The sequence below is a fragment of the Salicibibacter halophilus genome (assembly GCF_006740705.1).
GTDB classification, from domain to species: domain Bacteria; phylum Bacillota; class Bacilli; order Bacillales; family Marinococcaceae; genus Salicibibacter; species Salicibibacter halophilus.
Map to the genome: position 1 here is coordinate 676,119 of NZ_CP035485.1, position 18,880 is coordinate 694,998.

Here is an 18,880-nt window from a genome sequence, read left to right on the forward strand (position 1 = left end):
GAAAACATGAAACAAATGTGAGCACCTGCTTCCCATTTGTCTTGTATATCTTAGAGGTAGCTAAATAGAAGAAAATTATTTCTTTTTTGAAGCATGAAACTCATTCAAACGTTTCTGGGGAACGTCTGTCGTAAATGAGAGAGCAAATTGGTCAATGCTGTCTTTAATGGCAATATCAAGTGAACTGTTTTGCCACGTTTCAAAAAGTTGTTTTTGCGTAGCAACAGTCTTCCGATCGTTTTCAGAAATTCTTCTGGCATAAGCCTCTGCTTCATCTCTTAAGTTTCCCAATTCGACGACTTTGTTGATAAAACCATAATCATTGATCCGATCAACTGATACACTTTCACCGATTAATAGCATTTCCTTAGCCAAACTTAAGCCAACATGTTGTTGAAGCAATACAGAGTCAAGTACCGAGGGGATGCCTAGATTGATTTCCGGCATAGCAAACATCGCATTTTTGGAAGCAATTCGCAGATCCGCGGCCATTGCAAGTTCCATAGCTGCGCCAATGCAATATCCATTAATCGCCACAATGACAGCTTGCGGCATTGTCCTAACAATTTGAAGAAGTTCTTTCAATTCTTCCATAAGCTCGCGTGCGCTTTGCGGAGTTAGTCCATTAAATTCATCCACATTCATACCTGCACAAAATGATTTTTCACCCATGCCGGTAATGATAACGGTTGCTAATTGTTCATCCGTACTTATTTCACGCAAATGTGAACCTAACTCACGCACTGTACTGCGATATAAGCTATTTAATTTTTGAGGGTTATTCAATGTGATCCACTCAATATTTTCATTTCGTTCATATAGCAAAAACTCTGTCATTTTAAAAATCCTCCTGATAAAATTGGACTCTGCAAAAACTCCGTTGACGAGATAACAACGCCCATAATTTAAACGCTTATTAGGAGTAATTACTTCCCTCTTATTAACAGAGCTCTCACCTGTCAATCACCTCATAATTTGTATGTGATTCCACGTAATCAAAAATTTGTTGCCCCGCACCTTCTTTTCTCCCAGTTTCGATTTCTTCAACGACGTGAGCCACTAATCCCACAGCACGTGATGCGACAGCGAACGATTTAACGATACGATAATCCATATCCATATCTGCCATAATGGCTCCGATGGCTCCAACTGCGTTTAATGTGATTGTCTTTCCTTTTAATACGCAGAATTGGCGATGAATTTCTGTGAGTAGTTTTGAATGTTTACCATAAAACCCTAGATCCCCAGCAATTTCAAATAATTTCGTCGTGCGCGGGTCTTTCGGCTTATGTACTGGATGCCCAAAACCCGGGATTTGCAAACCGGCTTCGTTTTGTTCTTTAAGAACGGTGGCTGCCATTTCGCATGTATCCTTGTTATCCCCATGCTTTTGGTATGTTGTTTGCAACAATTCAGCTACATTTTCCATCGCACCGAGATACACGGTTCCTGCCCCCAGCAATCCTGAAGCTATGGAAGCTTGAACAGCTTCAGGTGCTCCCAGGTAGGTTAAACGTGTAGAAATAGAGCTTGGAGTAAAGCCGTGTTCACAAATGGCAACGAGTAAGGCATTCAACATTTTTGACTCATTCTCTGTTGGCTTACGATGTTTTGCTCCCAGGAAAGCCATATCAGCAAGCGTTATATTTCCGACTAAATCCTCAGTCAAATTAAATCCATATACTTGAATATCATTTTTCGAGGATGTGCCAGTTTTTGTTTTAAAATCCATTTAATACACTCCTCGTATAGTAAGTTTAAGCCCTTCAAATCTTGGGCAAATTCCACAAGATATTTTGTAGATTCATATGGTTTTTCCTTGGATGTCTCTAGATATTTCTAGATAATGATCATAGGATCATTTGGGACAATTCTTTTCTCTCCTGTGGTTCGACCACAACTAAAGACTGTCTCTCAGTGTACGTGCGGCACTTCCTACTCGCAGGCTGAGCCCTCGGCCTCTTGAACTCAGGGGAAGCAGCCCCTGGGGCGGCTTTCAATGCCGATGGAGTTCTGATACACGAGGTTGATGATCGGCGTTCACACTAGAGATATCTCGAGGCGTCCAAAGAACGACCGAATGATTCTACAATGAAAGGAGGAATCCCCCCATGCGAATGTTTGTCGGGCTTGACGTTAGCTCGTTTGATATGAAAGTGTGTGTGCTTGATCAAGAAGGTGATCAGCTTTCGGTTTTTACGGTTTCCAATGACTGGCCGGGTGCCCAGGTGCTCAAAGAACGGTTGCTCGAGCTCTTGGCCGATACAGAGGTTGACATCCTAAAGATCGGTCTGGAGTCCACATCCGTCTACAGTTTTCATCCATCCATGTTCTTGCATGATGACGATGATTTAAAACCCTATGGCGCCCAAGTCTTTGTGATCAATCCGAAGCAGATCGCCAACTTTAAAAAGAGCTTCGCAGACATGAACAAGACCGATGAGATTGACGCCTTTGTGATCGCCGATTATATGCGTTTCGGGCGCAATCAGATGTCCGTTGTCAAAGAAAGCCAATACGTGGCTCTCCAGCAGTTGACACGTTCGCGTTATCACTTGACCAAAGCGATGACGAAAGAGAAACAACACTTCTTGCAGCACTTGGAGTATAAATGCAACACCTTTTCCAAAGAAGTGGATTCATCGGTGTTTGGCCATGCTATGATGGAACTCTTTCTTGAAAAATACAGCCTGGATGAACTTGCCCAGCTTCCGCTTGAGGACCTGGCTCGGTTTCTTCAAGAGAAAGGGAGAAATCGTTTTCCCGATCCGGAAGCTGTCGCCGCATCCATCCAGAAAGCCGTCCGTTCATCGTACCGATTGGACAAAGTGGTCGAAGATTCCATCGATGTACTTTTAGGAACGTCCATTGAGCTCATTCGTTCCTTCCAAAAGCAAATCAAGGCGATCGATCAGTCCATTACTCGAATCATGAAAGGACTGACGCAGACGCTGGAATCAATCCCGGGCATTGGTCCGGTCTTCGCCGCAGGCATCATTGCCGAACTCGGTCAGATTGACCGGTTTCCCGATGAAACAAAAATAGCTAAATATGCGGGACTGTACTGGCGAAAACACCAGTCCGGGCGGTTTACCGCCGAAGATACTTCACTGACACGTCAAGGGAACCATTATTTGCGTTATTACCTCGTTGAAGCCGCCAACTCGGTACGAAGGCAAATTCCGGAATACCAAGTCTTTTATCAGAAGAAGTATCAAGAAGTCCCGAAACATCAACACAAACGTGCACTCGTGCTCACGGCAAGAAAACTCGTGCGATTGGTGGATGCGCTGCTACGCAAAAACCAACTCTTTACGCCAGAAAGGGGCGTGAACCTCTGACCGACATCGGCTGAGGGCTAGCCTTTCATTTTACCAGTATTTTACATTTTATTACTGGTGTTGTTCAGTGCGCGCTTTTTTCGCCTAAATGTCCTTTGACAACTTCATTTACTGTGATTTTGAACTTGACATATTACCGCAGGTCTTTTGCTATATGAAATCGCATTCAAGCAGGTCTTCTCCGCAATATGCTCGTAGCCATTTCAAGTGAATTTGCATGAAATTTCTGAATAGTATATCGGACTTAAAACAATAGATGCCACAAAATTTTATTAGCGTCTATTATCCTCGCTGCGTTGTAGGGTGAATAATTACTTCATTAACTGAGGCATAATCAGGTTGTTGAATTGTGTAAACAATTGCATTAACGATATCCTCCGGTTGTAAACGAGATTCTATTTCACGTTCATTCAACATTTTTAATGCATCTTTATCTGATATGGTTTCTCTTAATTCAGTCTCGACTGACCCGGGAGATATTAAGGTTGTTCGAATATTAAACCTTGGAGAAAGTTCCTGACGTAGCCCTTCCGTTATTGCTCGAACAGCAAATTTAGTCCCGCTGTAAACAGACCCGGCAATTCCAACACGACGACCAGCTACGGAAGAAATGTTAATAATATGTCCCCCCTTCTCTTTCTCCATAACGGGAAGATCTGCGGCAATCCCATATAGAACGCCTTTTACATTGACATCAATCATACGGTCCCATTCGTCTACCTTTAATTTATCCAAGAAAGAAAGTTGCATGATGCCCGCGTTATTTATCCAAACGTCAATCTGCCCAAATTTTTCAATTGTAAAAGCAGCCAAGCCTTCAACATCGCTGCGAGATGTGACATCAGTTTGATAAAAAACTGCTTGTCCTCCCATTTTTGTTATATTGCCTGCGATATCTTCCAAACGTTCCTTTCTTCTTGCACCCAAAACGATTTTGGCTCCTTTTTTAGCAAGAGATATTGCTGTTGCTTCTCCAATACCGCTACTTGCACCGGTAATCACAATAACTTGTCCCTTCAGTTAAGTCACCTCATTTTTTTGTTTATAATATCCCCAGTATATATCTAGACACAGCAACTACGCTTAAAACAATCATAAATAGAATCACTGCAAAAAACCAATTTTCTTTAATACCAACCTGAAAAGAAGAGCGATTGGTTAGAGAACTTGTCAATAGGGTTAAACCGGAAAATGGTGAAATGATTGACGACAGTGACCAACTGCTAAGTAAAATTAAAGAAAGGGCTAAATGAGAATCTGCTAACTCCGGCAACTGACTTAAACTTACACACATTAGCGTAACAGTAACAATTGAATGAACCCCAACTAAGGAAAAACCAACCACGACACTAATAATGACTGCTGCCAGCACAATAATGTTCGTTCCAAATATCTGAAAAAAAGCATCTATCCAATTTTTAAAATCTGTTTGGACAACCACCCCGCCAAAAAATCCAGCTGTAGCAAATAGCACCAATTCTACCTTCATATTTGGTAGACTCATAAAATAAGTATGGGTAAATTCAGTAAAAAAGTCTTTTATTTTTCGTAAAAGCACTGACCAAATGATAGCTGAACTTACGGCAGTGATCGATACGACGATGATAACGCTGAGTTCTGAGTAAAATTCCATAATAAAAACACTAGCTGTTATGACTAGACCAATGACCATTAATTGTTTGAGCTTGTTTGTGCTATTTTGCCAAAGTCCGTGTTGTGCATTATCTCTTTGTACAGCCTCATCTTCCGTTTTCTTTTTTCTTTCCATGACATAGCTTACGACCAAACCGGCCAGAGCAATGATCAACCCATACGGAAAAATTTGTACCCAGTTAACATCAAAGTATGAAATAACTAGTGCCATGGAAATAAAATAAGGCGACCACATAACAGCCAACACATATCCTCACAGGAGCGCTTTCCTGAGTTTATCCGCTAAGGCTCTATTTTGGTCAGTGTTAAGCATTTGATATAAGAGAGGAATTGCACCCAAATTCAGTAAAACACCGAACAAAAATGACGTACTACTCGAGATAAAATAAAACTGATTATCGTTTTTAATACGGCGTTTATAAAAATCATCTAGAGCCGCCAAATAGTTACCAACACGAATGGGTATACTTAAAATTGGAACCGTGATAAATAAAGTCAGCACACTGGCGTTTTCTCCAAACATAAGAAACCAGGTATAGAAATCCCCCCCTTGTGAAATATGGATATATGTCCCAACAATGAGGAGCACTACAATTGTTATAGCAGGAACTCCCCTTAAAGAGGGAAGGCTAAAGAAGATGAGTAACAAGCAAAACAGCGTATATGTGTTTACGAAAAAATCAGTTGGTACAAAAACGTAAAGTAAATAGGAAAAAGCGATAAGTACTGTAATGAGCGCCCTTATGGTTTCAGGTCTTGTCATTCACCTTCTCCTAACATTGTGATCCCATTTGTTTATTCATCTCCCGTCTGGTAATTCCCTACGTAATTCCTTATTTAAATTCTGCGGGCTACTCATTTTTAAAATCGGAATGACTCTCTCCCTATAAAGCGACGCTATCCTGTAACCACTAATGAATATCAGATAATCTTAAATTTGGATTTCCTGTAAGCCTTGAGAGGCAATTAAGTCAGGTTCAGTCGCGTGCTTAACATCTTCCACTGTAAAACTTGGTGCAATTTCCTTCATGACTAAGCCTTTCTCAGTAACGTCAATGACGGCCATATCAGTATAAATTCGATTAACACACTTCAAGGCTGTAATTGGGTAGTCTAAACACCTTACAATTTTAAAATCACCTTTTTTTGCATTATGTCTCATTGCGATATAGAGTTTCTTAGCTCCGTTAGCTATATCCATAGCTCCCCCAACACTTCCCAGTTCAGCTCCCTTTACTTTCCAATTAGCTAAATCCCCATTTTCCGATACTTGCATGCCACCTAAAACAGCAACATCAATATGTTTCCCCCTAGTCATAGAGAAAGAAGAAGCAGAGTCAAAATAACTACCGCCTGGAGTAAGTGTAATTGGTTCTTTTGAAGCGTTCACTAAATCAGGATCTTCTTCCCCAGGTTTTGCTAAGGGACCCATCCCCAAAATTCCCTGTTCACTATGATAAATCACCTCAGAATCTGAACTGACATATTGCGTAGCCATAACCGGTATGCCTATCCCTAAATTGACAACAATACCGCCATGTAGATCATCTGCTACACGCTTTGCGATTTGTTCTTTTGTTAACAAGCGCTTTTCCATTATGAACCCACCTTCTTGAAGACGCGCTGGACAAAAATCCCTGGTGTGACAACAGATTCAGGATCTAATTCCCCTACTTCTACAATCTCATCAACCTCTGCAATGGTAATGTTTGCTGCCATAGCCATCAGGGGGTTGAAATTGCGCCCTGATTTATTATAAATTAGATTCCCCCATCGATCGGCTTTTTTAGCCTTAACGAATGCAAAATCTGCTTTGATCGCCTTTTCGAGCAAACAATTTACCCCTTCAATTATTTTTTCTTCTTTTCCTTCCGCGATTTCTGTGCCTACACCTGTCGGGGTATAAAATGCTTCGATTCCTGAACCCCCTGCTCTAATACGTTCAGCCATCGTTCCTTGAGGAATTAATTCCAAAGCTATTTTTCCAGCCTTATACTTTTCGATAAATACGTAACTCTCTTTTGAAAGCGGGAATGAACACATCAACTTCGCAACACGACCATTTTTAATCAACTCGGCTAATCCTTCTTCATAAAAGCCGGGATTATTACTTACAAAAGTCAATGCTTCGGATCCTCGTCTATATAAGCCTGAAATTAATTGATAAGGGACCCCGGCGCCACCAAATCCCCCCATTAAGATCATACTTCCATTTTCAATATCCTGAACTGTTTCGTCTACATTATCGAAAATCTTATTGATCACTGAACGAATCTCCCCTTTAAATTATTGCATTCACGATGTTGGTCCTTAGTAACTCTTTTTCTCTAGGTTTCTTGGTTTGACCTGAATTTGATCCTCTTTCTTTGTGCTTCTTTTTTTCTTTCATTCAACATTGAGTAGTATGGATCACGATATAGCTGGGGTTCTTCATAGGTGAGGAGCCCTCCATATAAGAGGGCATCAGTCGAAATAATTCTCTTTATGCATTCACATCTGTGACCCTATTCTTCACAGTAGTTCCCAGATAAACAATCACAGTTAAAATTAGACCCGATAAACTTGTTAATAGTTCCGGGAAAAACAAGAGAAAACCAGCAACAAAAACGATTATACGTAAAAATACTGATAATTCACCTAGACCAATGAGATAACCTTCAAAGGCTGAAGCAATCATCCACGTTCCCATCAAAGCAAAAAGAGAAGCAACAACTACTTCTACAGGTTCCGCACGTCCAATCAAAGCAGTGTTATAAATAAAAAAGAATGGCATAATATACTTAACAACTCCCAGTTGCATCGCGGAAAACCCAGTTTTAATTGGGCTAGCATTAGCAATACTTGAAGCAGCATATGCAGATAGTGCAACTGGAGGTGTGATATACGAAACGGTCGCCCAATACAAAACAAAAAGGTGAGAGGCAATCGGGTCGAACCCCATTTGTACCAGTGCAGGTGCCATAACAACAGCCAGGAAAATATATGCCGCAGAGACTGTCATTCCCAAACCAAGAATAAAACTTGTAATCGCACCCGCCAACAGAATCAACAATGCACTGTCCCCTGCTAAAGCCACCAATTCTCTTGAAAAAGAGAAAGAAACACCTGTTACAGAAAGCGAACCGACGATGAACCCTACCCCGGCTAATATGGTTGTGATCTCAGCGATTAACTTACCTGCATTTAGAATCATATCTTTCGTTTTTTTCAAAGTTAGCCTGGTTTCTTTACTAATAAATGAAGCCAAGATTAAGAACAAGGAAACGTAATAAGGCGCATGCCCTTCATTAGCTACAATGACGATAAGGTAAATCAATAAAATAAGGGCGCCAACGAAGAACCAGCCTGTTTTTAACGTTTGCCAAAAAGAAGGGATCTCTTCGTCTGATGGTGTCCCAGCTATTTTATGTTTTGCCGCATAGGCGTCTACTTGTGTGAGAACGCCCACAAAATATAAAAGAGCAGGAATAGCTGCAGCTAAGGCAATTTCTCCATAGGGTACAGCCAAAAAAGATGCCATGATAAAAGCAGCCGAACCCATAATCGGAGGCGTAGTCGTGCCCCCCGTCGAAGAAGCAGCTTCGATGGCAGCGGCTTTATGCTTACTATACCCGATTCTTTTCATTGCCGGTATTGTCATAGAACCCGTCGTTACCACATTTGAAACAGCACTGCCACTTAACATGCCAAAAAAAGCACTACCCATAACGGATACTTTTGCAGGACCTCCCCTTTGACGACCAAATAGCGATTTGGCCAAGTTGAAGAAAAAATCCCCTCCCTTTGTATGCACAAGCACTACACCAAATATCAAAAATCCTACCAATAAATCACCTAATGTCCGCATAGGTACGCCCAATATAGAATTTCCGCTCATAATATGGTTTGTGGCTGTTGTCACAAAATCTTGGGGGATGCCTCGTAAAAAGTTAACGGGCATATATCCTGTCACCAGAGGAAAAAGTGAAAAGACCAAACTAATAAGCATTAATACAAGTCCTGCTACTCGACGTAATGCCTCAAGAACAATAAACCATACTAATATACTTCCAATCGTAGGAAGTGTTGGCGCTGAAGTCCCCCATCCCATTAATGTTACCGTTTCAGCATTAAGGCCTAAATACGTAAAAAACACTAACGGAATCAAAAACAGTATGACATCATACCATTTTATTTTTTGGACTCCCGCTGATTTTTTAGCAGGCCATATAATAAATGCCAAAGGTATGAAGCAAGCTAATAAAAAATATAGATACCCTTCAAAAATGGGCGTGATACCAAATAGCCCTAAGTAAAAAATTTGATTAACGGATAAAAAAATTGCGATTAAAACCAAAATGATAACAATGGTAGACCAAAATTTCCCTAAACGTTCCATCTTACAACCCTCCATTTTCGTTTAAGATAACAGCCTTACTAATCCATTATATGTTTATTAGTAAGGCTGTCTCTTGGGTTATTCTACGTCATCTACTAACTCCTCTTTTCGTTCCAGCCAATACTCCGTAAATTCATCATCACTTAATCCTTGTTCTTCAGCTTCTTCCGTCACTACGTCCCAGGCTTCTTGAAGTTGTTCTTGTCGTTCAATCAATTGATTGTTTTGCTCTTCGTATTCCTCATTCCACATTCCTTGTTCCTCAAAGAATCGGACACCGCCTTCATGAATAGGTACCCCTAACGGCTCCGGTTGACTTTCTTCAACATCCCATACAAACATATCAGCAGTAGCTTGGCTGTAATCATCAAACGTTTCATCAAGCGCTACCAACCAGTTATAAACAAGATCGGGATCCGTATCGCTATATGCAGCTGGTGCGTATGAAGTATATCCCAATAGATGTTCCGGTTCACCTTCTGTTAGAGCACCGCCTATATCCGTTTCATCTGCGACACCAAATGGGTATATTTCATGTAGAGCTTCTAAGGCTTCATCATCTTCCAAGATAGAATGATCCATCCAACGCATGCCGTGAAGTTCATCTGCCTCCTGTACCGTTGCCGCGGAGGGAACAATTCCCGCAACATCTATTTCACCTTGGGCTACCATCTCAGGTTGATCTGTATAGGAGGTTACCTCAACAACCTCAACATCATCCATGGTTAAACCAGCAGCAGCTAATAACCCTACAATTTTAATGTTAACTGAAGGATTTCCAATAATGTGAGGAACTCTTGCTCCCTCTAGATCATCAAAGGTTTCATATTCTGAATCATCGAGTACTAACAGACCAAAATGATTGAGTATTGGGTACATATATTGAAGATCCTGTGGCCCCCACTCCGGTGTGGCAAATTCTTCGATCCCTTCAAAAGCGAAGTACACTTCATCGGCTACGCGTCCCCCAAAATCTGCATTACCGTCTCTTAGTGGTTCGAGACGTGCAAGGCCTGAGTCATTTGGGATCATGTGAATTTGTGTGCCGTACTCAGACATAATAGTGTCAGAGATAGCAGAGAGTTGTGTGTAACCACCAGAGCCTACATCATATGTCGACATAGTTATTTCTTCAGGCAAATCTGCTTCTCCAGCTGAATCAGAATCAGCATCAGACTGTTCTTCTGTATCTCCACCGGTATCTTCACCGCATCCAGCTAACATAAGAATAGAAAGAATTAATAACCCTAGTAATATAAACAGTCGTTTGTTATTCATACTTTTATCCCCTTTCATATTTGTCTAATTCCTTTCCATACATTTATCCCAAATTCGTCTCCGGTTTCCAGTTTTCCCACGCTCCCTTCTCAACGTAATCTCTATCAATAGTTTTCTCCAACATAACCAACCATTCTTAAAAGTTTCTCTATAGGACGAAGACCGAAGATGTAACTTATTCTACATCATCTACCAACTCCTCTTTTCTTTCTAACCAATACTCTGAAAATTCATCATCAGTTAATCCTTGCTCTTCAGCTTCTTCAGACACAACATCCCACGCTTCTTGTAGTTGTTCTTGTCGTTCAATCAATTGATTGTTTTTCTCTTCATATTCCTCATTCCACATTCCTTTTTCCTCAAAGAAACGGACACCCCCTTCATGAATAGGAACCCCCAATGGCTCGGGTTGCATTTCATCTACTTCCCATACATACATATCAGCAGTAGCTTCATTATAATCATCAAACGTTTCATCAAGAGCTACCAACCAATTATAAACAAAGTCCGCTTCGATATTGCTATAAGCCGCTGGTGCGTAGGAGGTATATCCCAAAAATTCCTCGGGTTCACCTTCAGTTAAAGCTCCGCCTATGTCCGTTTCATCTGGAACACCGAATGGATATATATCATTTAGAGCTGCTAAGGATTCATCATTTTCCAATATAGAATGATCGAGCCAGCGCATGCCATGCAGTTCATCTGCTTCTGTTACACTTGCAGCCGAAGTAAGCATTCCAGCCACATCGATCTCACCTTGTGCTATCATTTCAGGCTGATCGCCATATGATGTCACCTCAACAACTTCAACATCATCCATGGTTAAACCAGCAGCAGCTAATAAAGCTTCATTTTTAACATTAACCGAGGGGTTCCCAATAACATGAGGTACTCTAGCATCTTCTAAATCTGAAATTGATTCAAACTCCGAATCATCCAGCACTAATAGACCATAATGCGTCATGATCGGGGCCATAATTCGAATGTCTTGAGGACCCCACTCTGGAAATGCAAATTCTTCTGTCCCTTCAAAAGCAAAATATGTTTCATCCCCAAGACGTCCTCCAAAATCTGCAGTGTCCTCTTTGAGCGGTTCAAGACGAGCGAGACCGGAGTCATTGGGGATCATATGGATTTGCGTTCCGTATTCTGACATAATTGCATCTGATATCGCTGATACCTGTGTATATCCCAAAGAGCCTACATCGTACGCCGACATTGTTATTTCATCAGGCAACTGTGCCTCACCAGCTGACACAGAATCAACATCAGACCCTTCTTCTGTATCTCCACTGCATCCAGCTAGCAGTAGAATAGAAAAGCTTATTAATCCAAGTAACACAGGCAATCGATTATTCATCTTTGTTTTCCCCTTCCTAATTTAATTCTTTAATCTTTATACCTACATATCAAGATCCCCCCAACTTTTTGTCACATGTATACCTAGTACTAAATGGATTATAGGAACCAGTACGTGAGTGGAGGAAAAAAATATAAATTGTAACTAAGTAACTAAGACAGATTGTGTTTCGAAAAGGTTCATTAGGAGCAAAAAGCAGTTCCGTAATGAGTCCCTTATAATTACCAGTCAAATCATCTACTTTATCAAACCATCCCCGTTCATTCACACAATTCACACCTGAGTTTGCACATGTCTCATGTAATATCACGGGCTAATTCAGCTCTGAGATCGGGATGACTAATATTTAAACTCTTCTTTTCTTTCTGCTACTGTTGTCCATAAAAAGACCGCTATTTCGTACTCAGTAACAACATAATGAACATCTCATTTTGCAGACGTAACACTAGGAATGTTCAATATCGGTTGGAGTATATCAAAATTCAATTATCTTATCTGGCTATTGTATACAATTTAGAAAAAATAACCATAAACTATTCTTTTTTACGTAAAACGTTTACATTTTATTTTTATTCTAAACGGAATAAGATTTTTGTCAATACTTCGATGATTATTAATTTTTGTTTTATAAATAGCTTTATCTTCCGGATCTCATCACTAGAACCCAAGTTACCTATAATATTTTGATCGCTCGTTTGATAGAGTTCACACTTAAACTTTATATTCCATAAAACCAGGTACTTCTCACCCCCCAACTTCCGCGGTATTTAAAGCATTCCTGAAGCCAATGCGTATCTTACACTCTTTTTTACTCAGTAGGCATATATAGATCATCTTGTTTTAAAAGAAATTGTTACACCTAACTAATAAGGGTTCTTTTTTAAATCATCCTTATACCTACCTTTGTTTAGCCAGCCTCCCCCATCTATAACATGATTCGCACCCGTAACATAGCTTGCATAATCGCTTACCAAATAAGATGCCAAGTTTGCAACTTCCTGCCGCGTGGATAGTCGATGTGTTGGAATATTATCTAATATTTGTTCCTCTTGTTCCGGACTTGCCCATAGCTGGCTAACTGCTCCTGTATCCTCTGTCGGACCCGGTGTAATCATATTTACACGAATATTATGGGGCGCCCATTCTACAGCCAGTGTTTTGGTTAATGCGTCTACCCCTGCTTTCGCCGCAGCCGAATGGGCTGTTAATGGGCCTCCGGTCCAAGCATAGGTTGCTCCTACGTTTAAAATTGTTCCCGGAGTATCTTGAGCGATCATTTGTTTAGCAACACTTTGACTGCAGTACCAAGTGCCGTTTAAAACAATATTAATGACGGTATTCCACGCATTGGTCGACATGTCGATCGCTTTAACGAGAAAATTTCCGGCTGCATTGTTGACTAAAATATCAATTTTTCCAAATGCAGCTACGGTTTCAGACACCATTTTCTCCACTTGATCCGGTTCCCGTACGTCCATTTGTATAGTCTTAACTTTTGTTCCATATATTTCTATTTCTTTTTTCGCTTCGTCCAATTTTTCCTGTTTGCGACTCGCGATGACAATGTTAGCGCCAAGACGTGCATATTCCATGGCCATCGCTTCGCCTAGGCCTGTGGCTCCTCCTGTGATAATAGCAACTTTTCCCTTTAAACTTCCTTCCGGGAGCATGGGCTGTTTATATTGTTCCGTTGCCAATGTTTGTCCTCCTTTCAAGCTTTACACTAGCGGATCATAAGGAAATACATCCGAGGAAACATTAAGGGAAGCAAAGTCATTTTTAAACGCTTCCTTTACTGTTTCTCCAATATCTTCAACATTCCACCCTTCAGCATTATAGGCCGAACGAATAGGTCGCGGTTGTGAAAACAGCATGATCTCTTTGCCTCGAACACCAAAGATTTGGCCGGTAACGTCGGATGCATCGTCACTTCCTAAATATGATACGATAGGGGCAATATTGCCAGGGGTCATTTTTTTCAATTTTTCAACCCGTTTTTCTTGTTCTTCATTTTCTGTAGGAATTGAGCCAATAAGGCGACTCCACGCAAATGGCGCAATCGTATTCGCAGTAACATTGTATCGAGCCATGTCAAGCGCAGTTACTTTTGTCATTCCAGCAATTCCCATCTTTGCCGCTCCGTAATTGGCCTGTCCGATGTTTCCGATAAGTCCCGAGGTAGAAGTGAAATTAATGAAACGTCCGCTTTTTTGTGCTTTAAAATGCGGGGCAGCAGCACGTGTCATATTGAATGTCCCTTTTAAGTGGACCGCAATAACAGCATCCCATTCTTCTTCTGTCATATTGAAAATCATACGGTCTCTTAAGATGCCGGCATTATTTACGACGATATCAATACTGCCGAAAACATCAATCGCTTGTTGCACCATTTTTTGACCGTTTTCATACTCTGCGACAGAATCGTAATTCGCGACAGCTTCTCCTCCTGCTTCCTGAATGTCAGCAGCTACTTGATCAGCAACTTTGATATCTTTTCCTTCTCCGCTTGCTTCACCGCCCAAATCATTGACAAGTACTTTTGCGCCTTCACTTGCCATAAGTAACGCAATTTCTCGTCCTATTCCTCGTCCTGCTCCTGTTACAATTGCTACTTTGTTATCTAGATGTCCCATTTTTATTACCTCCTTCAAATCTTTCACGCATTGCTGTTTTTTGACATATTCCATATACATTGAGATTGAATTTTATTCTTACAATTTTATTTGTCGTGTGATGATTAATTTCCAAAATAATAATAATGATTCTTGAAATATTTGATTCCCTTCGGTATTTTGCTAAGTCGTATCCTTCAAATTTTCAGTATTGGTTATTGTATACAATTCGAAAAAATCTATTGAAACCGTTTGCATATTTTAAGTGTGTTCATTTTACATAGAATATATTTTTTTGTCAACACAATTTTTGGGGATTAGTAGTTTTTAAATCAAAGCGTTGGTGCGATATCTAAGATGCTACAATCTCTCCAACTATGGAGCCCTTTTCACCCTGACTGCATTATCTCCTCAGGCTTATAATTCTGCCTTTGCTTTAATGTACTGCTCAACCATAAGATAACAATACTCGCGGCTATTAATAAAATACCTGTGACTCCAAAAGACACCAGATGTGTGCCGTAGGTTTCATATCCCCATCCTCCGAGCCAGGAACTTAACATTGCTCCAATTTGGTGACCGAAGTATGTCCATCCATATAATAATCCGACGAGTCGCACGCCATATACATCCGACAATATCGCGGAAGAAAGAGCAATACTGCCTGCCCAAACGATGCCCGCTATGGCGGCCACCAAATAAAGCTGCCAAGTGACCGTAACGAAGACCAGCGCGACCATTCCTAAGCCTCTCACGAAGTAAATTAAGGAGAGAAGGTGCTTACGTTGCACCTTGTCTGAAAGAACGCCTAAAAATAGCGTACTCGGAATAGCAACAATACCGATTAAACCTATCGCGAATGAAGCAGTGATGGGGGTAAAACCATGATCCTGTAACATCGGCACACCATGGGTTCCCAATAGATTCATGCTAAATCCGCATGTAAACAGGCCAAATGCAATGAGCCAAAAAGGGGGCGTGGCTATCGCTTTTTTCCAAGTCAGTGCAGTACGGGGGTCCTGTGGAATATTTGATGAGGACGTAGATTGGCCATAACTCTCCGGTGGATCATCACGAACAATGAATATGGTCGTGGGAACGATGATGATAAGAAAAGCAGCGGCAAACAATAAGATGGTTGCCTGCCATCCAAACCGTTCAATTAAAAACGAAAACACCGGGGTCATAATCGCTATACCTGCCATGGAACCCGTTGACAAGTAAAATAACGCCCTGCCTCGAAGCTTAGTAAACCAACGACTAATGACAGGTGTAAGAGCAACCGGGCTCGTGAAAGCTAGCCCAAACGATAAAAAAACACCGAATGCCATAAAGAAGTTTACCGGATGTTGCGCCAAAACGGTCCACACACAGGAAATAGTGACGATGATAATCCCTAAAATTAGCACCATATTAGTACTATATTTTTCTACCAGATAACCCGCGATCGGCATACCGATACCATAAACAATCATCCCTACAGCGATGATTGTTGACAATGTAGTGCGGGTGAAATTTAAATCTTCCATAATAGGCAGAACGAAAGGGCCAACGCCCATCCGCATCCCTACTGTCAACAACGTGATAATGGCTGCCGCCCCGACAATATTCCACCCATAATACCATTTTGGAATTATAATCACCCCCTTGTTCCCTTGAAGTGTTCTCCGAGCTACTCAAGTGCCTGTAACAACCCATCAACAACGTCTGCGGGAATCTCCTCCCAATCGATGACCGTGTCCAGCCATTCACTAACCGACTGATCAAACACGACATGATCATCCGCAGCCTTTATATAGCGATGATAATAATGAAGGAACAAAAACAGCTTACGGTAATTACTATTAATTTTTACTTCATGCTCCGCTTCTTCCAGTAATAAACTTGCAGCAATAAGATGATACATTTGCTCCATAAAGCGCTTGGCCGCAACATCATGTGTGCTTGTTTGTTCTCGCGAAATGTGGTCCATTTGCCCGGAAATAACACTGGCACGTTTCAAGATGAGCTTTACTGCGCGTTCGGTATAAGCATTACCCATCCCTGAAAGCCGTTGTTCAAGGTGATGAAATAATGTGCTGCCTGCATCTTCCTTGCGAATAGCCCTTAAAACATCAAGAGCGACAATGTTTGTCGTTCCTTCCCAGATGGAACCCAAATGGGCATCACGCACGAGTCTCGGGTTTACCCAATCTTCAATATATCCGTTCCCGCCCCGGATTTCCATGGCCTCTGCGGTGACATAGCGGACACGTTTACAAATATATCCTTTTAGTAAAGGTGTTAGAATGCGCAGTGATTTTTTTGCATCCTCATCACCACTATCTGACTGATCAAACACTTTGGCTGTATAAAAAATCATAGATGCGGCAGCTTCCGTGTCGAGAAGCATTTCGAAAAGACCTTCCTGCATCAAAGGTAATTGACTGAGTTGTTGTCCGAAAGTCAGTCTCCCTCTTGATGCCACAATCGATTCTAAATAGCTGCGTCTCATCAACCCTGCTGAACGAACAGCATTCGAGAGCCTTGATGAATTAACCATGGACATCATCTGTTTAAATCCATTTTCGATACTGCCAACGACATATCCGACGGCCCCTTCAAAGGTGACCTCTCCTGATGCCATGTCTTTTGTTCCAAGCTTTTCTTTTAATCGGTTGATGCGGAAATCGTTATGCTCCCCATTTTCCAATCTTTTTGGGACCAAAAACATCGCGAGCCCCTTTGAGCCCAGTTGCGCTCCCTCGGTACGGGCGAGAACTAATGCAATATCAGCGGACACGTTGGAACAAAACCACTTATCGCCCCATATCTCCCAGTGATCGCCAACTTGCTTTGCCGTTACTGTGTTGGCACCTACATCGGAGCCCCCCTGTTTTTCGGTCATAAATTGACCGGCTGTCCAAAGCTCATCCATATCGGTACTTGTCAATCGAGGTAAGTATTTTTCTTTTATTTCATCACTTGCATACTTTTCCAGAATGGTTGCCGCCGAGTCTGTCATACTCATCGGACAACAAAGACTAAATTCAGCTTGGGCAAATAAGTACCAAAATGAGTATTTTAAAACTCTTGAAAAAGGTGTCGGCCAATCCATCACACCCGGGCGATGAGACATAGCGGCAAGTCCAAATTCACCATATCCGATTTTTTCCAACCTAAGATATGAAGGGTGATACTTTACATGGTTCATTCGTTCCCCTTTCTTATTATAAGAGACCAATTCAGGGGGATTGCGATCCGCTTCATGTGCCAATTCATCCACTTCATTGCCCGCTACTTCACCCAATTTCGACAAAAGCGGGAATGCTCGTTCATATTCATCTCCTGATACGTAATAGCGAAGTAAAAATTCTATATTTGGATCTGTTTCAAAAAAATTGAGTCCATGTGCATCATGCATACCACGAACTTCGGCTTCCAGTTTTGGGACTTGAAGATTTTTTATCATTTCCCGGTCATTCCTTTCAGGTATTATCTTCCCGTGAACTGCGGTGCTCTTTTTTCAAAAAAAGCTTGGACTCCTTCTTTAAAATCTTCGGTCTGGAAGCATATATCTTGCCCTTGCGCTTCCATTTCCAGTAAGTTTTTCAAATCCTTATTCAAATGTTCGTTCATAATCTTTTTCGTCATGCCCATAGCAGCTGTGGCTTTCTTCTCTAACTTTTCAGCTATTTCAATCGTTTCTGACAATAATTGTTCCGAAGAAACAACTCGGTTTACAATGCCGATCCGATGGGCATCTTCGGCAGAAACGCGTTCACCTAAAAACATTAGTTCATTTGACCTTTGCCGGCCAACTAACATAGGGAGGAAATGCATGGCCGCGAAATCCGGAATTAACCCGACATTTACAAAACTTTGTACGAAAAATGCATCTTCGGATGCCAGGATAAAATCACAAAGCAACGTCAAGCTGAAACCCGCGCCGGCAGCAGCTCCATTCACAGCTGCAATGATCGGTTTTTCAATGTCCAACATCTTCAACATGAGGGGGTGTGAGCTTTGCAGTCTTTTCCTGCCTTCGAGGGGATTCACTTCTTTAAGGGCGGCTAGGTCTCCCCCTGCCGAAAATCCCTTACCTTCACCTGTTAAAATAATACATTTAATATCATCATCTTGTTCTGCATCCTCTAATGCCTGCAATAATTCCAGTCTCATATCCATAATCAGCGCATTTTTGGCTTCCGGATAGTTTAAGCGCAGTATTTGCGTGCTTCCCTGTTTCTCTTTCAGAATAAACGGATTTCCCATTTTG

16 protein-coding genes are annotated in these 18,880 nt (G+C 41.4%); 1 reads left to right on the forward strand and 15 read right to left on the reverse strand.

All coding sequences use genetic code 11. From position 1 onward, the window contains the following. Positions 1-75: 75 nt before the first annotated feature. Positions 76-837, reverse strand: coding sequence for an enoyl-CoA hydratase/isomerase family protein (locus EPH95_RS03385; protein WP_142087351.1), 762 nt, complete (start codon positions 835-837; stop codon positions 76-78). A gap of 115 nt (positions 838-952) precedes the next feature. After that, on the reverse strand, positions 953-1,732 hold the full coding sequence (locus EPH95_RS03390; RefSeq protein WP_142087353.1) for a citryl-CoA lyase: 780 nt from the start codon (positions 1,730-1,732) through the stop codon (positions 953-955). Between the two features lie 379 nt (positions 1,733-2,111). Between EPH95_RS03390 and EPH95_RS03395 the strand changes: the two genes are divergently transcribed. After that, entirely contained in the window at positions 2,112-3,341 is a 1,230-nt protein-coding gene (locus EPH95_RS03395; protein ID WP_142086371.1) for an IS110 family RNA-guided transposase, read from the forward strand. Positions 3,342-3,623: 282 nt separating this feature from the next. Here EPH95_RS03395 and EPH95_RS03400 read toward each other — a convergent pair whose 3' ends face one another. The 13 genes from EPH95_RS03400 to EPH95_RS03460 form a co-directional block, all read right to left on the reverse strand. Further along, complete coding sequence (locus EPH95_RS03400; protein ID WP_319592817.1) at positions 3,624-4,343, reverse strand: SDR family oxidoreductase; 720 nt, start codon at positions 4,341-4,343, stop codon at positions 3,624-3,626. 40 nt (positions 4,344-4,383) lie between these two features. Then, entirely contained in the window at positions 4,384-5,238 is an 855-nt protein-coding gene (locus EPH95_RS03405) for a hypothetical protein (protein ID WP_142087357.1), read from the reverse strand. A 9-nt stretch (positions 5,239-5,247) separates the two neighbouring features. Further along, complete coding sequence (locus EPH95_RS03410; protein WP_142087359.1) at positions 5,248-5,757, reverse strand: hypothetical protein; 510 nt, start codon at positions 5,755-5,757, stop codon at positions 5,248-5,250. Between the two features lie 168 nt (positions 5,758-5,925). Then, complete coding sequence (locus EPH95_RS03415; RefSeq protein WP_142087362.1) at positions 5,926-6,591, reverse strand: 3-oxoacid CoA-transferase subunit B; 666 nt, start codon at positions 6,589-6,591, stop codon at positions 5,926-5,928. Further along, positions 6,591-7,259, reverse strand: coding sequence for a 3-oxoacid CoA-transferase subunit A (locus EPH95_RS03420; protein WP_142087364.1), 669 nt, complete (start codon positions 7,257-7,259; stop codon positions 6,591-6,593). Before EPH95_RS03420 ends, EPH95_RS03415 begins: the two co-directional genes overlap by 1 nt. Before the next feature lie 217 nt (positions 7,260-7,476). Further along, a complete protein-coding gene (locus EPH95_RS03425; RefSeq protein WP_160141579.1) occupies positions 7,477-9,372 on the reverse strand; it encodes a TRAP transporter permease in 1,896 nt (631 codons plus the stop codon). A gap of 78 nt (positions 9,373-9,450) precedes the next feature. Next, positions 9,451-10,650 (reverse strand): TAXI family TRAP transporter solute-binding subunit, encoded by a 1,200-nt coding sequence (locus EPH95_RS03430; RefSeq protein ID WP_160141580.1) that lies wholly within the window; start codon positions 10,648-10,650, stop codon positions 9,451-9,453. A 175-nt stretch (positions 10,651-10,825) separates the two neighbouring features. Further along, entirely contained in the window at positions 10,826-12,010 is a 1,185-nt protein-coding gene (locus EPH95_RS03435; RefSeq protein WP_142087370.1) for a TAXI family TRAP transporter solute-binding subunit, read from the reverse strand. An 863-nt stretch (positions 12,011-12,873) separates the two neighbouring features. Next, entirely contained in the window at positions 12,874-13,680 is an 807-nt protein-coding gene (gene fadH, locus EPH95_RS03440) for a 2,4-dienoyl-CoA reductase (protein ID WP_142091466.1), read from the reverse strand. A 48-nt stretch (positions 13,681-13,728) separates the two neighbouring features. Beyond that, entirely contained in the window at positions 13,729-14,643 is a 915-nt protein-coding gene (locus EPH95_RS03445) for an SDR family NAD(P)-dependent oxidoreductase (RefSeq protein ID WP_142087372.1), read from the reverse strand. A gap of 368 nt (positions 14,644-15,011) precedes the next feature. Continuing rightward, positions 15,012-16,265: an MFS transporter gene (locus EPH95_RS03450; RefSeq protein WP_227004031.1), complete on the reverse strand. Its 1,254-nt coding sequence runs from the start codon at positions 16,263-16,265 to the stop codon at positions 15,012-15,014. Positions 16,266-16,294: 29 nt separating this feature from the next. Then, positions 16,295-18,073: an acyl-CoA dehydrogenase family protein gene (locus EPH95_RS03455; protein WP_142087374.1), complete on the reverse strand. Its 1,779-nt coding sequence runs from the start codon at positions 18,071-18,073 to the stop codon at positions 16,295-16,297. Positions 18,074-18,096: 23 nt separating this feature from the next. Then, positions 18,097-18,876, reverse strand: a complete 780-nt coding sequence (locus tag EPH95_RS03460) for an enoyl-CoA hydratase/isomerase family protein (protein WP_142087375.1) — start codon at positions 18,874-18,876, stop codon at positions 18,097-18,099. Between the last annotated feature and the right edge of the window lie 4 nt (positions 18,877-18,880).